Below are 16,345 nucleotides of genomic sequence, written 5' to 3'. Positions count from 1 at the left end.
GAATGACAGAACATGATTCGACTACAAACACGGCCCGCCTCATCGGCACGGCCAACCGCGGGTTCGCCCAGCATGCCCAGGAAGAAATCCGGCGGCTTATACCCGGCGTGAAATTCCGGACGCTTGTTCCGACGGAGACGTTTCTTGCGGAAGCGCCCGGAAGCTGGGACGAAATCTCGGCAGCCATCCGGGCGCAGGAGCCGATTTTTCTGCGGCATATGCAGCCTGTCCAGGGGGAGCGCGTTTTGTCCGGAACGGACGAGGATATTTTGGCCGCCGCCGAACTGGCGTCCGAACTCGGCCGTCTGCACGCCGGAAGCAGCTCCACGGTCCAGGTGAGAATCGCCGACGGCACGGAAGTGCCTTACGGCGCCTCCGATGTCCGCGCGGCTTGCGAGATCGCGATGGGCGAGGCGACGGGGGCGGAGACGCTGGTGCGTCATGCGGACAAGATCCTTTCGGTCTATGTCGGGCATCAGGCGATTTATGCCGGGGTCTCCGCACCGGAAGAGAATTTGTCCGACTGGAGCGGCGGCGCCATCCGCTTTCAGCGCGAAGAGAACCAGGTCTCCCGCGCGAAATTCAAGCTGCTCGAGGCGGAGCGCAAGTTTCATCTGCATTTTGCGGATTTCCGCAAAGCGGTCGATGTAGGCGCGGCTCCCGGCGGCTGGACTTCGCTGCTGCTGGAGCGTGGGCTTCACGTGACCGCGATCGACCCGGCCAAAATGCATCCGAGTCTCATCAAGCACCCGCGGCTTACGTACCACGGCAAGAATGCCGCGGACGTGAAGCTGCGCCAGGACGAGTTCGATCTGCTCGTCTGCGATATGAGCTGGAGCCCGCGGCAGATGAGCCGGCTAATCCTCGATCTCCTTCCTGCGCTGCGAAGCGAGGGGACGGCGATCATCACGGCGAAACTGATGCACAAAAAACCCTTTCAGACGGTGAAAGAGCTGAAGCAGGATTTTGAAGGGCAGTTGGAACTGCGGCAGGCGAAACAATTGTTTCACAACCGCGAAGAGCTTACGCTTTATTTTGTCAAAAAATAAGCCTGCCGGAGTTATTCGGTGTTCATCATTCGTATGATCCACGTAAAAAGAGTCGTCAGGCAGCTCCAGACCAGATAAGGCAGGAGCAGCCAGGCGGCTTCTTTCGACAGCGGCGCAGTCAGAATTAGCATCCACCAGCCCGTAAGGGCGGCGATCATGCTGTCTGCCAAAGCCAACCCGTAACTTTTCGCTTTGAAAAGAAAAAAGCCATAAGCCTGGCCGGCTAAATAATGGAGGATCACAACGAAAATCCAGGCGATCCCCACATTTTGAAATCCGCCCGTTTTTACGTAGACGAGCGCGACGGATGCGGCCATACAGGCGTGCATAAAGCCTCTTGCGCTGACGATCAGCTGTCCGGAAGGAGCCCATGCCGGTTTTTTGACGGAAGAATACCACCGAATATCGGCAGGAAAAAGAGCGGCGGACAAGAGAAAGAGTCCATACGTGACAACGGTGGCCAGCATAAATGGGTAGAACAAAAAGGCACCCCCTCCCGGATTGTTTGTCCATTAGTATAGGTATATGGGAATGCGGGACAGGTATGCCTGTAAAAACGAAAAATAATCGTTGACCATCTGGGTAATTATGGTATAATTAGCGGTAATTAAACAACCGGATGCACAAAAGCGGAAGCACCGCTGATGTGGAAGAACACGTTTCTTCCTGTCAGTGGTGCTTTTTTGTGTTCATTTCCGGTACTAAGCGAGGTGAACGATGACACGGCAAACCAAATGGCGTATCGCGCTTGCCGCAGGCGTGTCCGGCGCGGTGCTCATACTTGGCGGGATCGTACAGTGGACTGGATGGTAAGGAGGCTGAAAGATGAAAAGACTGCTGATCTTGATCGGGCCCGACAAGGAATTCGCGTCCGCAATGGAACGGTTTATCCGGGAAGGGGAATACCGTGACCGGCTGGATATCCGGTCGGTTACCCATTGCGAGCACACCGGAACGTTTGTGGAGCAAAACAGGGGGGAGCCCCTGCTGATCCTTCGTGCGGAAACCATTGCGGATGAAGAGGTCATCCGTTGGCTCGGCGAGGGACATAACGGCCTTGTTTACTGTTTGTCGGAGACCCCGGAACGCGCGGATTTGCCGGCCGGGAACCGGATATACCGGTATCAGCCGTTTCGAACGATGCTCAGAGATTTGCTGCTGCGCGCGGCCGAACAAACCGGCGGTCCCGGACTCGGGAGGACCGGATTCCGTAGCGGCCGTACGAACGTTTTCGCCGTGTATTCGGCTTTCGGCGGAAGCGGCAAAAGCGTTCTTGCGCTGAATATGGCGGCGCAGCTTGCCGCACAGGGAAAGAAGGTTCTGTATATGTCTCTGGAAGCGGTGAGTTCTTCCGCACTGCTGATGAAGGACGGCCCGGCGGATTCCTTTTCGCGGCTTCTTTATGCGTGGAGGAAGTCCCCGGACCGGACTGCGGACTATACGGATCTGCTTCAATGCCGTCATCCCGCTTACGGCTTCGATTATTTGGCTCCTCTGCCGAACATCCGGGAAGCGGACGAATTGCAGGCGGAGGACGTGAGCGGGTTGGTCGGGCGCATAGCCGACAGCGGGATTTGTGACGTCCTGCTGCTCGATCTGGACAGTGCCGTCCAGCCGAGGACCTTAGGCGCCCTGCAGGCCAGCGATATCGTCGTGTGGCTGGTTATGCAAGACGCGCACGCTTTGTACAAAACCCGGAAAGTCAGGGAAGCCCTGGGGATCAGCGAGTCCATGAAGTCCTGCGCCGACAAAAGCTTGTTTATTTTGAACAAATATACGGGAGGGGATTTTGGCTTGGCGAAGGAATATGACGTTGCGATATTCGAAACGCTTCCTTATATTCCTGCCTGGAAGACCGTTTCAGACCCCGCCGACTGGCTCGGCGAGCCTGTTTTTGCCGCGCAGGTCGGCCATATGCTGCGCAGGTTTTCCGAGGGGGCTGAGGCGTTGTGAATGAAGAATGGGTTCGTACGTTCAAGGAAGCCGTCAACGCTCGTCTGGATCCGACCCAGTCCACTTCGGACGAAGAATTGATGGAATTGATCGAGGAGGTGGTGCTTCGGGAAACAGGGGACGGACGGCTGACGGCAGGAGAAAAGTGGGAGATGGTGCAGCGGATTTTCTACTCCTACCGCGGTCTTGATATTTTACAGCCCTTAATCGACGATGCGTCCGTAACGGAAATTATGATCAACAGCCACCGGGATATTTTTATCGAACGTGACGGGCGGGTCAGCCGGAACGAAGCCCGGTTCGAGAGCCGGGAGAAACTGGAGGACATCATCCAGGCCATCGTCGCCAAAGTGAACCGGACCGTGAATGAAATGTCGCCGATCGTAGACGCCAGACTGCAGGACGGTTCCCGTGTCAATGTGGTGCTCCCCCCTGTGGCGCTTCAAGGCCCGACGATGACGATCCGTAAGTTTCCGGCACAGCCGCTGACCATGAGCGATCTGATTGCCGTAGGAGCGTTGACGCAGGAGGCAGCGGAGCTGCTCGGCGTTTTTGTGAAGGCGAAATACAATATTTTTATCGGAGGCGGCACCGGTTCCGGCAAGACGACTTTTCTTAACGCTCTGTCCCAAGGAATACCGGCGGACGAGCGGATCATCACGATTGAGGATTCGGCCGAACTGCAAATCCGCACGGTTCCTAATCTGGTGAGCCTGGAAACGCGTAACGCGAATACCGAAGGCAAAGGCGGAATCGGCATCCGGGATTTGATCCGCTCCTCGCTGAGAATGCGCCCGAACCGGATTATCGTCGGGGAAGTCCGCGGAGCTGAGGCGCTGGATATGCTGACGGCCATGAATTCTGGCCATGATGGAAGCTTTTCCACGGGGCATAGTAACTCAACCGCCGACATGCTGAGTCGTCTGGAAATGATGGTGCTCAGCGCGGCGGACCTTCCGGTGGAGGTAGTCCGCAAGCAAATCTCATCGGCCATAGATCTCATGGTTCATTTGTCCCGGATGCGGGACGGTTCCCGTAAGGTTGTTGAGATCAGCGAGCTGGCTGGACTAACCAATGGCGAAATCCTGTTGAGCCCGTTGTTCCGGTTTGAAGACCAAGGGGAGGATGAGAACGGCAGAGTGATAGGGAAGCTGATCTATACGGGGAATCCGCTCGTTCACGGCTGGAAATGCCGCATGGCGGGAGTGGAGTTTCCGGACTGGATCGCCCGTGAGAAGGAGGCGGCGTCATGATGCTTCCGGTTGCAGCCTGTCTGGCTGGGTTGGTTCTCTGGCTTGTTTTATTGACGCAGGATAGAAGAAAACGGCGGAAATTGGCGAAGGGAGGCGGGCATGAGGGGAGTAGACAGCAGTCCCCGAAAGAAAATACCCCTCCTGAAAGGAAAACGGCGGCACGCCCTGCTCCCGCGGGCCTTACGGATTACGGCAGCTACCGGATGACGGGCCGCGAAATGCTGCTGACGTCCGGCTTATCCGGACTGGTTTTTGCGGGGATCGCGTACATTTTTTACAAGGAGCCTCTGCTTGCTTTGCTTTGTGCGCTGCTCGGCTTGCTAGTTCCCCGTTTCCGCAAAGTACGGCTGATAACCGGGCGGAAGGCGAAATTGATCCTTCAGTTCAAGCAGGCTCTGTACTGCATGTCCACGTCTCTTACAGCCGGAAGGTCCGTAGAAAATTCATTCCGCGAAGCATGGAAAGATCTTCAGCTGCTCTATCCCGATCCGAACTGCCTCATTGTCCGGGAATTCGAAATCATCGTAAGGCGGCTAGACAACGGGGAGCCGATTGAACATGCCGTTACGGATTTTGCGGTACGGGCGCAGTGCGACGATATTACGAATTTTTCCGATGTATTCACGACCTGCAAGAGAACGGGCGGCAACCTGGTGGAGGTCATCCGCCGAACTGCCGGCATTATCGGAGATAAGCTGGACATTGAGCAGGATATTTCGGTTATGGTGGCCCAGAAAAAACTGGAATCGCGTGTTCTCCTTGCCGCTCCCGTTTGTATGGTCGCTGTACTCAGTTTCAGCTCCCCCGACTATATGGCCCCGCTGTACAGCGGGGCGGGACCGCTCATTATGACGGGAGGGCTGCTTGCTCTGGGAGGCTGCTTGTGGCTGACCGGCAAGATTATGGACATAAAGGTGTGACGACATGCTTGTACTGCTGTGTTTAAGTATGGGTTCGATTTTGATGCTGCTGCTTTTGTTCGTCCTGGGCTCCAGGTGTTTTAAAGATGTGAGGACGGACTATCCCTGTACACTGCATATGAAAAAGCTGGCTCCCGCAGGTCTGTATGCGGTTGAACGGTTCAAAACCATGGAGCGTTTCCCGGATGCGGGCGTCCGGATTATGCAGCGAATCCGTTCGCTTTACGGTCATAAGGATACGTTGGTCATGGCCAAGCTTGTGATGGGGGACATGCTTCTGACCGCACTGCTCGTTCTGCTGCTGAGCGGCCTGCTGGGAATTGCGGGAGGCGGAGACCCCGCTGTCGCTCTCCTGGGTCTGCTGGGCGCCGGTTTGACTCCTCTGCTCATGCTGAGACAGCTCGATCAGCAAATCAGGCTGCGAAAACGCCGGATTGTTCTGGAGCTTCCGGAAGTGCTGAGTAAGATGATTCTGCTCATTAATGCCGGTGAAACCGTCCAGAAGGCGCTTATCCGCAGTGTGGATATATCGCGGGTGGCGGCATCCCCGCTGCATGCCGAGTTTGGGCAAGCGGTGCGTGAGCTGGAAATGAATGTTTCGCTTCCCAAGGTTCTTGAAGATTTGAGCAAACGGTGCGCCATGCAGGAAATGGCACTGTTCACAACGACGATTTTGCTGAATTACCGGAGGGGAGGAGAAGATTTTCTGATCGCTCTGCGTTCGCTCGCGAAGGAATTATGGGACCGCCGCAAGGCGGAGTCCCGCAAGCTGGGCGAGGAAGCTTCCTCGAAGCTGGTGTTCCCGATGGTTGCTATTTTTCTGGTTGTCATGATTATCGTTGCTTCGCCGGCCGTCCTGTCCATAAACGGCTGACGGATAAACCGATCCACACTTTTTGGGAGGTCATAAACAATGAAAAGCCGATTACAGATGTCCATGATTCGTTTCTGGAACGACGAAGAAGGGCTGGGAACACTTGAAATTTTGCTCATCGTCGCCGTACTCATAGCCGTAGCCGTTATATTCCGGAAGTGGATTATTAAATGGTTCAACGAGCTGATTGGTAAAGCGGACACGGAATTTAACAATTCCAAGAGCGATGATGCCATTAAAACGCCGTAGCTGGATGCTCACGGAAATACGGAAATACGGGGCCCGGATTCGCTTGTTCCGTTCCCAATCCGGTAATTTTACCCTGGAAGGGACTTTGCTGTTTCCGGTAGTGATCTTAATTACTTTAACCCTTATCATTTTCGGCATGTTTGTGTACAATCGGGTCGCCCTGCAGCAGCAAGCCGGCGTCGCTTCCGAACGAGCCGCGTTTTCGTGGAACAACAGCCGCAAAGATCCTGTGACAGGAGCTTTTACACCGGGAGCCGGTGACGGGCTGTACTGGCGTTTGACGCAGGACGGCATCCTTGGCATTTTCGGCTACAGCGGAAAATCTTCGGTTGTCCAAGTTCCGGGCACATCTAATGGAAGCGGTCCTGCGGGTAAACTGTCGCGTGCGGCCGCTCTCCTTCCGCCGGGGGTGCATGGCTCGATGTCTTACGTGAATCACATATGGGAACGGAAAGTTTCGGCCGAGCTGGAAGAGCCTTTCCGGACGCGTTCTTTTCTGCCCGGGAACGTCATACGCGATCAAGTGACGGGTCAAGGCATTTCCCACGTAGTGGACCCCGTGGAACTGATCCGGACTGTTGATCTGACCCGCAGCTACATCCCGGCGATAAAGAACCGCATAACCGCCTCAAAGGCCAGAGAAGTGCTGACCGAGCCCGCACCCGAGGCTATCCCTCCGACAAGCGTCATCACTAGCGAAGCGCAGGCAAGCGCTTATATCCGGAAACTGGTCAGCGGACGAAAAACGGAGGTGATTACCCCGGAGGGAGATAAAAGAACGATTGACGCTTTAGATGCCGGAGGTACGGCACATCTTGCTTTCTACACGTTCAATGAGAAGAACCTTAAGGAACAAATGCGTAAAGACGTTCTTCTGATAAAGGAGGGGACACAGGTTAAAGGGATCGTGTGGCACTTTTTCAAAACCAAGTCGGGAAAGGCGCCTTCACAAGCTATCCAGCGGGAGCTGGCTCAGAACGGCATCTCCGTCATTTTGCATGAATAAATCAAGGGCGGCTTCGGCTGCCCGGAAAGGAGCGTGTTTTGAGAAGTTTCTATAACTCCGAGACGGGTACCGTTTCCATTTATTTGATCATTATTCTTGTCCCTATTTTTTTTCTGCAAGCGGTTCTGATCGATTTCGCACGAGTAAAAGCCGCTGAAAGAGAAGTGGATACGGCCGCAAGGGCCGCGGTCCGTTCCGTTCTTTCCGCATTTGATACGGAGCTTCAAAAATACGGACTGTTCGGACTTACCGGAGAGCCGGAAAGTTCGGAATCCCTTTTCAGCACGATATACAAAGAAAATCTTTCCGGCAGTTCAAGCGGTGGTTTTTATAAAATGTTGGATACAAAGCCGGAAGAGGGGCGCGCGTCACTGACTTCACTATACACGCTTGCCAATCATCCGGTGTTTAAAGAACAAATCCTTGAACATATGAAATATACGGCGCCGATCGAATTCGTGCTGGAGATAACGGATAAGCTTCAAAAACCCGGTGCGGTCAAAACGCTGGCAAACGGCTCGGCATACGCCAAAGAAGCGGAGAAAATCGAAAAACTGCTTGCCAAGCGGGAAGAATCGCTCGATCGGGCATGGGCGGAAACGGTCAAGCTGAAGGAAGAGCTGAATGGCCGGCACCATACATATCGGGCACGAATAACCGAGCTGAACCGCCTTTCGGAGCTGATTGGTTTAAACACCGCGGACGGGGTAAGGTCGCAAATCAAAACCTTGGAAGAACAAATCCGTTCGCTCTCGGACTCCATTTCAAGTTTGAACGGCTCCCTTGCAGCTGCTGCGGCAGCAGGACCGGAAGCGGCCGCCGCTCTTCAAGGGATGATGGACCGCATTCGTTCGCTTCAGGACCAGCTGACCGAACTGCAAAGCAGGCTTTCCGATCTGAAGACGCTGCTTGAAAATATTGTGAAATACACCGCCCTTCTGGCGGCAACTAAGCTTGAAATCGTCAGTGACGACGAGAAAGTGCAAAATCTGCAAAAATCCGTTCAAGAGCTGCTCGGTGAAGCGAAGAAAGCAAACGATGAGCTGAACACGGAGCTAAAACGCGTATCATCCACTACGGGCAATGAACTTAAAGCCTTCGAAGCGTTCAACGGCTTGAAAGTTCTTAGTGAAGACGATTTCCGTACTTATCAGACAGGAATCGCTTCAAGCGCGGCATTGTTCAGCGGTTTTCGCAGCGGCATCGAAAGCACTAATCTATTCACGAACGCCAACGCTCAAAAGATACACGCCGCAAACGACGCCTACCAGGCCCAAATGGACGATACCTACAAAAAACAGCTTGTCATCGAAACGGAGCGAAACAGGCGGAACGAAACGATCCGTAAAGAAAAAGAAAAGCAGCGCTTGAAAATACAAGCGGCGTTGGATCGGGCCAAGCAGGCGATGGGAGACTGCGGCACGGATCAGACGGCTGGACCGGTTTCGACTTTCTATGAGATTTTGGAGGGGAAGGGTGAAGACGGATTATACCGAAAATACATGACTCTAAACGAGAGTCCTTCGAATGCAGGCGCCAGCCTGGTGTACGATCTCGAGGGCAAACCCGACACGGAAATTCAGCATGCCATGAGTTTGCTGGAGCGGCTTGGCCAAACGGGGGAAAGTATCCGCAATGAACTGTTCGTAAACGAGTATGCCTTGTCTCAGTTTAACTATAGAACGTACGGGCGGGAATTGGACGGATCGGGGCAGCCAAAGCCGCTTCACGCGTTGTCCGAGCCGTCAGGCCATAAGCTTCCCAGCCAAGAAGTCGAGTACTTATTGTACGGATTCAATTCTTGTGCCAAAAACATGTCATCGGCTTATGGTGAAATGTTCGCTTTCCGTTTTGCAGTCCGGATGGTGGAAGAATTGATGGATCCGAAAAACGAACTGCTTCAGGCAGGTTCTCCGCTGCTGGTACTGCTGGTCAGTGCTGCCGAGGCAGCTGTTAAAGCACTGGCGGATATGGACAGCTTAACCGAAGGAAAAGCAGTTCCGATATCAAGCAAACTGACGAATCCTTTGTTTACTTTCACTTATAAAGACTACTTGCGGATCTTTCTTCTCCTGCACAGCTCTGACACGAACCTGTTGGCGCGCCTTCAATCCTTGATCGAACTGAATACAGAGCGGACGTTGGATCACGCTGTAACTTACATACAGGGGGCCGCTGAATCCTCCGTATCCTTATGGTTTTTGCCGGGGTTAATGAAACTGATGAACGGGACGGGCATTTCTTCCTGCGAAGTAAGAGAAAACCGATGCCGTTTTATCAGTCGTGCGGATTTGGCGTATTAGATAACACGCGAACCGAACAGGACGGGAGCGATGCGTATGCGCATGTTTAGAAAAAGCGAGCAAGGGGGAATGGTGCTGGAAGCGGCGCTTATTCTGCCGATGTTCGTCGGTTTTATCGTCGCCCTTATCGTATGCATCCAGATAGCGGTAGCGGATATGGCGCTGCGGTCTGCGGTAAGTGAATCTACGAAGGTTTTGGCCGCGGGGCTTTATCCGGCGGAGGTACTGTACAGGCAGGGTGAACAATCATTCGACCAGACGGCTCTCGCATCAGGGGCTCAGAATGTAGTCGATACTCTTCAAAACTTAAGAGAACAAGCCGCGCAAGCGGGAGAATTTATCGACTCGGTTGAAGCCTACATCCCGGATCCGGTAGTCGGACTTTTGGCATGGGTTCGCCAAGCGGGTGAAAGCGGTGCGGATGGGGTAAAGGAAGCGGCAAGTTCGGCACTGCGTGATGCCATGAAGCCGGTTGTGTACAGTTTTGCGGACAAACGGATTCTGAAGAAGGACCGGTTCCGCATCGGCGGGGTGACACTACCCAGTTTAACGAACCGGGAACGGGCTTATCTCGGATTCGAAGTTACCTATGATTTCCCCCTTGCCGTTCCTTTCTTCAACCGTACGCTTGTTTTGAAAAAGAAAGCGCTGGAGCGGGTCTGGCTGGGCGCGTAAAAGGAGACATCACTAATGGAGGAGCTGCTGCTTTCTCTTCTTATTCTGGCCGCGTTTGTAACCGATGTACGAAAATCGATTATTCCGAATGTCTTGACTGCCACAGGTGCCGGTACCGGACTGATGTACCATCTTCTTACAAATGGCTGGAGCGGACTTGTTTTTTCTTTGGCGGGCTGCACGACCGGTTTTATTGCGCTTTTTATTTTGTATGCGGCAGGGGCGCTCGGTGCGGGGGACGTTAAGCTGTTCGGGGCGATTGGAGCTTTAACGGGCGGGGTCTATGTTTTTACGTGCGCGCTTTATTCTTTATTATTCGCGGGAGCGATCGGCTTGTGCTTGCTTCTTGCGAGAAAAGAAGGAGCCAAACGGCTCGGGCGCTTATTCGGCGGATTGGCCCTATGTTTGTTTCTTAAAGATTTGTCGTTCTGGAAAAGCTTGAAACAAAGTGATCAGCTGCGGTTTCCTTTTATGTATGCGGTATTGCCGGGGGTTCTGGCTGCTTACTGGTACGGAAGCCTTGCTTTTTAAGAGAAGCCCGTCAGAGATGCGAAAGGATGAAGCTATGGAAATATTCGGATTGCAGGCAAGCATACGGTTGTCGCAAGGCAGATGGCTGGAAGTGGGCTTGGAAGAAGAGCTGAACATTGAACGCCTAGCGCCCGTGCAGCTAAAGATGCTTGCAGAAAACCCTATTCCACGGGTACTGCCTTTGAAAGTGGAAGAGATCGATAGTCATGTCAGGCTGCTCTATAACCTGGCTTCAAGACGGTCTCTGGCAGCTATCCTTAAAGATCGCAGTCCAGATCCCGGCGGATGTCTTCAACTGCTGCACGAAACGGCGGCTTGTGTAAGCGATAGTGACAATTTTATGCTAAATGAGGCCCAGTTTGTGGTGGATAAAAATTACATATATATCGAAAGGGGCTGGGCGGACGTCACGTTGCTGTGCCTCCCTATAAAGGAAATTCCGGCTGTATCTGCCTCTGTCATGTGGAGTGCGCTTGTTCGAGACTTGGGCAGTCGGCTTAAAGCGAAAGAGCGTGGAAGTCTCGAGAGACTTGCCAAGTACTGTGAGCGTGAAAACTTCTCCGTTCGAGAGTTTAAAAGGCAAATCTACCTGGAAATAAGTGGGGACGGGCTAAGTATTGAGGAAGACAGCGGGAAAGGAGGCATGGAGTCGGACTCGATTGTTCGAACTTCAATCGTTCCGGACTCAGAAATGCAGGACCCTGCACAGTTCAGTGAGCGGAGCGTTTATGCGTTTTCTGTGTTGCATAAGTCAGGGCAAGGTAGCCCTGTAACGGAACCGCTGCAGCTTCACAAAGAAAGTAACGATGTTGTTGATGAGGGGCTTTTGCGAAGAGAGCGTACACATATGGCCCAAGACAGGACTGGGTCGCCTCATAAGCTTGTGGGTGAAAGCATTACAGATCCCAAGCCGCGGGGTGCAGCAGAGAAGTTTATCCAAAGACGTCAACAAATTGCTGCGGACGGCTCTGATTATCCTGTGTCTGTCAAAGAGAACTATATGGAATCTGCTTCTGCCGCTTTGAGCTATGCGCACCCGGTCTCGCCGGACATAGGCGCTTCCGCTCCGGGTCCCGATTTGACTCCGGCAACCTTTGCAGTAGGTTCATCCGCAGCCGCTGCCGTAACCCGCTTTTCCGCGAGCACTGCGGTAGCTCCCGCTGGCACCGGAGCGCCTGTTCTCCGTACGGCAGTTCCGCGTACCGCCTCACCGCCAACTGCAGCTCCAATTGCTGCGTCGCAAACCCAACCTGCTGCGGCTGTGCCGCTCAGCCGACGGCAGACCGGCCTCGGCGTGCAGGCGGCTGGGCACCCGCCGCAGCCGCACGCAGCGCCGCAGCCGCAAGCCGCGCTCGCCGGAGCGGCTGCCTCCGCGGGACCGCTTCCCGGGTCCCGCGGCAAAATCCTCGCGCTGGGAGGCGCATTCCTGATCATCGGGATGATCTGGAACGCTTATTTCAGCGCGCCCGGGCCCCCGCTGCTGTACATCAGCAGCGGAGCGACGCTGCTGGTGCTGGATGCCGCTTACGTACTGCTGGCAATCGGCCTTCCGGGCCGACGCAGCAGCCAGTTGAAAGAAGCGGCACCCTCCGGCAGAAGCCCGTATCCGCCTGCGGCGGAACAGGAGCCGGTGTCGCTCGAGCAGTACTACGCCGGACTGGGCGAACGTACGACGCTCCTGGGTCCGCCGCTATCTGCGGTGAACAACGCAGATGAAACCGTTTATCTCGGCGCCGAGTCAGCCCCGCCGCATGCGAAGTTCCGCCATCCCGTGCTCGAAGTGCTGCGGGAAGGCCGGAAGGAAACGATTCTGCTCGACGCGGATTCTTTTATTATCGGGAGAGGGGTAGGAGATGCCGACTATATCGAAGATGTACTCGGGATCTCGCGGATTCACGCGCAATTTTTACGGACGCCGGAAGGTTATGCGGTCAAAGACCTCGGTTCGCGAAACGGTACGTTTCTAAACGACGGGATGCTTGTTCCTTATCAAATGGTCGCTTTGAAAGACGGGGATATGGTGCGGATCATTCACACCGAATTTACCTTCCGATTCGGCTGACCGGTTCCTGTCGTGGAATGATAATGGTATAATGGACGGGTTGTTGAAGAAACGGGAAAGAGGAGAATGTCCAATGATTACACATGTCGTGTTTTTCAAGCTTAAAGACCGCAGCCCGGAGTCCGTCGAACAAGCAAGAGCCAAGCTGCAGAACATGGAAGGCAAAATTTCCGAACTGCTGCATATCGAAGTGGGCGCGGATGTGATCCATTCCGAACGTTCTTATGACCTGGCTTTGATCACAAAGTTTAACTCACTTGAAGATCTCAAAGCTTATAATGTGCACCCCGTCCACCAGGATGTGCTCGCCTATATGGGCGAAGCCAAAGACGGCGTCGCTCCCTGCGTAGACTTTGAAAGCTAATTTATTCAAAAAAAATCAGGTAAAACTCGTAAGAACTTGCCGTTTTTCGCGGCAGGTTCTTTTTATGGTGCAGCCGCCGGCAAAACACTCGATGTGAAAGTCATGGCTGCCATCATCTCTAGGTGAGCGAATTCCTATGCACCGATGTCATTCAACGCCGGAAGCCTCTTTCCGAGTAGCGCAATGCCACTGCAACGCCATCTGAAGTAACACAACAGCATAAAGCTTTACTGCAGAATCCCTTTATTTTAATGCTGCCGAAGGATTAACCGATGCCGTACTTCAATAAATCGTCCAGAAATCGTCCCGCTTAGTTTCCCCCACGCCTTCTGTATTATGACTCCTTACTTCTGCCCGGGGCAATAGGCTCCTAGCCGCCTGTTTTTTCGCAAAAAAAGCGGCCGGTTCCGGGTCAGGAACGGGCCGCTTTTCACAAAGCTGCATTAGATTGGATTGTAGGATCAAATTATAGCCTTAAATTGTATATTCGCATTCGTGCATTTGCAAAATCGAATTAGTTCGCGATAAACTCTTGAACCCATTCGCCGTTATAGTAAGCGACTCCGATTTTCGTAAAGTTCGGGCTCAAAATGTTTTCACGGTGACCCTGGCTGTTCATCCACGAGTTCATTACATCCTGCGGAGTGCGCTGTCCTTTGGCGATGTTTTCGCCTGCATACGTATAAGAGATGCCATAAGATTTCATCATATCAAATGGAGATCCGTACTTCGGAGAGTTGTGGTCGAAATAGTTATTTGTATACATATCCTTCGCTTTGTCCAAAGCCATCGCGGCAAGCGCGCTGTCGGAAGCGAGCGGTTTTAATCCCGCTTTGGCACGTTCTTGGTTCACCAGCGTTACGACTTGATCCGCGAATTCCGATTGGGAAGCGGCCGGTTTTTCAGCCGGTTTCGGTGCCGGAGTCGCGACAGGTGCGGACGGCTTGGTTGTCGGTTTCGGCGTGTTTACGGGTGCCTGAGTTTCCGGAGCGGGCTTGCTCGGCTTTGCCGGTGGTGCAGAAGGTTTCTGGGCTTCCGGTTTCTTTTCGGGCGCGGTTGGCGCGGCCGGTGCCTCGGCAGACGGTTTTTCCGCAGGCGGAACAACGATCTGCATGCCTTTCCAAATGAAATTCGGATTTTTCAACTGCGGATTCGATGTAAGAAGAGAGGCGAGATCAATGCCGTATTTATTCGAAAGGGTCGCGAGTGTGTCCCCGCCGGAAACATTGCACGGCTCGGCGGATGCGGATGCGGCGCCTGCTCCGAAAACGGACGTAAGGGCAAAAACACCAACGAGAGTTGCTTTTTTGATAGATTTCAAAGTAAAATCTCTCCTTTTTTCGGCCTGCGAGGTTAGCTGACGGATTCGGGTCAAAGAGCAATCACCCGGCCATGAGCATCATGGCTTCACCCCAAAAATGGGTTCCCCCGTGCTTCCGGAGAAGCTTCGGCCTTGTTTTTTTGCTTTCTGTCTGAGAAGAGGAGCCTGCATGACGCGCTGCTCTGCACTCTCTCTCGGAAGAAGCCTTTTAATCCTAGCATGCGATTTGCTAGATTTCACGGGACAAAGTTTTCCAGCCACGGCCGGATTGTTTTTCCGGAAACGGGTTTATCGTTTGAAAACAACGGGGAAACAGTGTAGTATCACCAGTAAGAGAACGCTTTTGAAGGCATGCTAATTGGCGTAAAATTCCGGAATTTACAGTCTTTTTTATGGGAATTTGCAAGATTGTAAATAAGTGAGATCTTTAAAAGGAACTTCACCGGTTAACTTTCTCGGCAAAACTGTCCGGACAGATAGAATCCGGCGGATGTGCGACAATTTGGGTTGATAGATAGAGGAATTTTCGGGGTATTAAGTAGAAGCAAGTCTTTACATAGCGCTCAGAAACGGAAACCGGCCGCCGGTCAGGCGGAGAGCTTTCCCTTTGAACGGTTTCGTTTGAAGAGCGACACTACTCGTACCGGGATAGAAAAGGAGAGGTTGAGTTTATGGAGCAAGTAAACAGAACGTATCTGCTGGAAGTGCTGGACATGCTTTTGCAAACGCCAAGCCCGAGCGGATACACCCACCACATTATGGATAAAGTGAAGGCGGAAGCCGAGAAGCTGGGCTACAAGCTGGAACTGACGAATAAAGGCTGCGGCATCATTACGATTCCGGGCAAACGGAGCGATTACACGATCGGGCTCTCGGCTCATGTGGATACGCTCGGGGCGATGGTGCGGTCCATCAAGGACAACGGGCGTCTGCGCCTCACGTCGGTGGGCGGTTTTATGATGGCTGCCATCGAAAACGAGTACTGCCGCGTTCATACGCGCCAGGGACTCAGTTATGAAGGCACTATTTTAACGACCAAGCCTTCGGTTCACGTTTTTCCGGATGCGAGAGACCATAAACGCGTCGAGGAGAACATGGAAGTTCGCCTGGACGAACTGGCTTTCAACAAGGAAGAGGTACAGAAGCTGGGAATTCGTGTCGGGGATTTCGTGTCATTCGAGCCGCGGGTCCGCATGCTGGAGAACGGGTATGTCAAGTCCCGTCATCTCGACGATAAAGCGAGCGTGGCCGCCCTGTTCGCGCTCATGGATCTTCTGAAGAACGAGCTGATCGAACCGGCCTGCACCGTTAAAATCATTGTGACCACTTACGAGGAAGTCGGCCACGGGGCTTCCTACATCCCGGCCGACATCGACGAGCTCCTTGCCGTCGACATGGGAGCCATGGGGGACGATCTGACCTGCACCGAGCAGGACGTCTCCATCTGTGCAAAAGATTCCAGCGGTCCTTACGACTACGCGATGACCTCTCAGCTTATCCGCCTCGCGGAACATTCCGGGATCCGCCACGTGGTGGATGTATACCCGCAGTATGGTTCGGACGCTTCGGCGGCGCTCCGCGGAGGCAGCAACATCCGTGCCGCGCTGATCGGCCCCGGCGTTCATGCCTCCCACGGCATGGAACGCACACATGTGGACGCCATCGCGGGAACGGCCTCTCTGCTGCTGCAATACATTCTGCACCCGGCCGCGGCAGCGAGCGACCCCGAACAGCCGGAAAATCCGGTCAGCCCGGTTTAAATCCGAAGAAATCGATTCTACATCC

General features: G+C 53.8%; 15 protein-coding genes, 1 pseudogene and 1 riboswitch. Of the genes and pseudogenes, 14 read left to right on the top strand and 2 right to left on the bottom strand.

From position 1 onward, the window contains the following. The first annotated feature begins 2 nt into the window (after window positions 1-2). The gene (locus AC2TF6_RS17115) at window positions 3-1,049 is read left to right on the top strand and encodes an SAM-dependent methyltransferase (protein WP_491307784.1); all 1,047 of its coding nucleotides are present in this window, start codon (window positions 3-5) and stop codon (window positions 1,047-1,049) included. 11 nt (window positions 1,050-1,060) lie between these two features. On the opposite strand, the gene AC2TF6_RS17110 is transcribed toward AC2TF6_RS17115, so the two are convergent. Beyond that, complete coding sequence (locus AC2TF6_RS17110) at window positions 1,061-1,531, bottom strand: TspO/MBR family protein (RefSeq protein ID WP_491307783.1); 471 nt, start codon at window positions 1,529-1,531, stop codon at window positions 1,061-1,063. Between the two features lie 343 nt (window positions 1,532-1,874). Here AC2TF6_RS17110 and AC2TF6_RS17105 point away from each other — a divergent pair, with 343 nt between their 5' ends. From AC2TF6_RS17105 to AC2TF6_RS17050, 12 genes and pseudogenes are all read left to right on the top strand, one after another. Beyond that, window positions 1,875-3,002 carry a nucleotide-binding protein gene (locus AC2TF6_RS17105; protein ID WP_491307782.1) on the top strand — a complete coding sequence of 376 codons (1,128 nt, stop codon included), beginning with the start codon at window positions 1,875-1,877 and terminating at the stop codon, window positions 3,000-3,002. Beyond that, window positions 2,999-4,255 carry a TadA family conjugal transfer-associated ATPase gene (locus AC2TF6_RS17100; protein WP_491307781.1) on the top strand — a complete coding sequence of 419 codons (1,257 nt, stop codon included), beginning with the start codon at window positions 2,999-3,001 and terminating at the stop codon, window positions 4,253-4,255. The genes AC2TF6_RS17105 and AC2TF6_RS17100 overlap by 4 nt, the downstream gene beginning before the upstream one ends. Beyond that, the gene (locus tag AC2TF6_RS17095) at window positions 4,252-5,175 is read left to right on the top strand and encodes a type II secretion system F family protein (protein ID WP_491307780.1); all 924 of its coding nucleotides are present in this window, start codon (window positions 4,252-4,254) and stop codon (window positions 5,173-5,175) included. The genes AC2TF6_RS17100 and AC2TF6_RS17095 overlap by 4 nt, the downstream gene beginning before the upstream one ends. A 4-nt stretch (window positions 5,176-5,179) precedes the next feature. Then, the gene (locus tag AC2TF6_RS17090) at window positions 5,180-6,049 is read left to right on the top strand and encodes a type II secretion system F family protein (RefSeq protein WP_491307779.1); all 870 of its coding nucleotides are present in this window, start codon (window positions 5,180-5,182) and stop codon (window positions 6,047-6,049) included. Window positions 6,050-6,088: 39 nt separating this feature from the next. Continuing rightward, window positions 6,089-6,298: a Flp1 family type IVb pilin gene (locus AC2TF6_RS17085; protein ID WP_491307778.1), complete on the top strand. Its 210-nt coding sequence runs from the start codon at window positions 6,089-6,091 to the stop codon at window positions 6,296-6,298. 43 nt (window positions 6,299-6,341) lie between these two features. After that, complete coding sequence (locus AC2TF6_RS17080) at window positions 6,342-7,304, top strand: TadE/TadG family type IV pilus assembly protein (RefSeq protein ID WP_491307777.1); 963 nt, start codon at window positions 6,342-6,344, stop codon at window positions 7,302-7,304. 38 nt (window positions 7,305-7,342) lie between these two features. Further along, window positions 7,343-9,607 carry a hypothetical protein gene (locus AC2TF6_RS17075; protein WP_491307776.1) on the top strand — a complete coding sequence of 755 codons (2,265 nt, stop codon included), beginning with the start codon at window positions 7,343-7,345 and terminating at the stop codon, window positions 9,605-9,607. A 36-nt stretch (window positions 9,608-9,643) separates the two neighbouring features. After that, complete coding sequence (locus AC2TF6_RS17070; RefSeq protein WP_369995841.1) at window positions 9,644-10,282, top strand: hypothetical protein; 639 nt, start codon at window positions 9,644-9,646, stop codon at window positions 10,280-10,282. Between the two features lie 15 nt (window positions 10,283-10,297). After that, window positions 10,298-10,813 carry an A24 family peptidase gene (locus AC2TF6_RS17065; RefSeq protein WP_491307775.1) on the top strand — a complete coding sequence of 172 codons (516 nt, stop codon included), beginning with the start codon at window positions 10,298-10,300 and terminating at the stop codon, window positions 10,811-10,813. Beyond that, window positions 10,758-11,189 (top strand): annotated as a pseudogene (locus tag AC2TF6_RS17060) (DUF6382 domain-containing protein); the annotation flags it as partial. The gene AC2TF6_RS17065 and the pseudogene AC2TF6_RS17060, both read left to right, overlap by 56 nt. 624 nt (window positions 11,190-11,813) lie before the next feature. After that, a complete protein-coding gene (locus AC2TF6_RS17055) occupies window positions 11,814-12,875 on the top strand; it encodes an FHA domain-containing protein (RefSeq protein ID WP_491311678.1) in 1,062 nt (353 codons plus the stop codon). A gap of 73 nt (window positions 12,876-12,948) precedes the next feature. Beyond that, the gene (locus AC2TF6_RS17050; protein ID WP_009672411.1) at window positions 12,949-13,239 is read left to right on the top strand and encodes a Dabb family protein; all 291 of its coding nucleotides are present in this window, start codon (window positions 12,949-12,951) and stop codon (window positions 13,237-13,239) included. A 514-nt stretch (window positions 13,240-13,753) separates the two neighbouring features. On the opposite strand, the gene AC2TF6_RS17045 is transcribed toward AC2TF6_RS17050, so the two are convergent. Beyond that, window positions 13,754-14,560, bottom strand: coding sequence for a CAP domain-containing protein (locus AC2TF6_RS17045; RefSeq protein ID WP_491307774.1), 807 nt, complete (start codon window positions 14,558-14,560; stop codon window positions 13,754-13,756). A gap of 6 nt (window positions 14,561-14,566) precedes the next feature. Next, window positions 14,567-14,702: riboswitch (cyclic di-AMP (ydaO/yuaA leader) on the bottom strand. Window positions 14,703-15,231: 529 nt separating this feature from the next. Between AC2TF6_RS17045 and AC2TF6_RS17040 the strand changes: the two genes are divergently transcribed. Continuing rightward, window positions 15,232-16,320, top strand: a complete 1,089-nt coding sequence (locus AC2TF6_RS17040) for a M42 family metallopeptidase (protein ID WP_009672382.1) — start codon at window positions 15,232-15,234, stop codon at window positions 16,318-16,320. The last annotated feature ends 25 nt before the right edge of the window (window positions 16,321-16,345 follow it).

This window comes from Paenibacillus sp. JNUCC 35, assembly GCF_058269095.1.
This window is presented reverse-complemented; position numbering and strand designations above follow the sequence as displayed.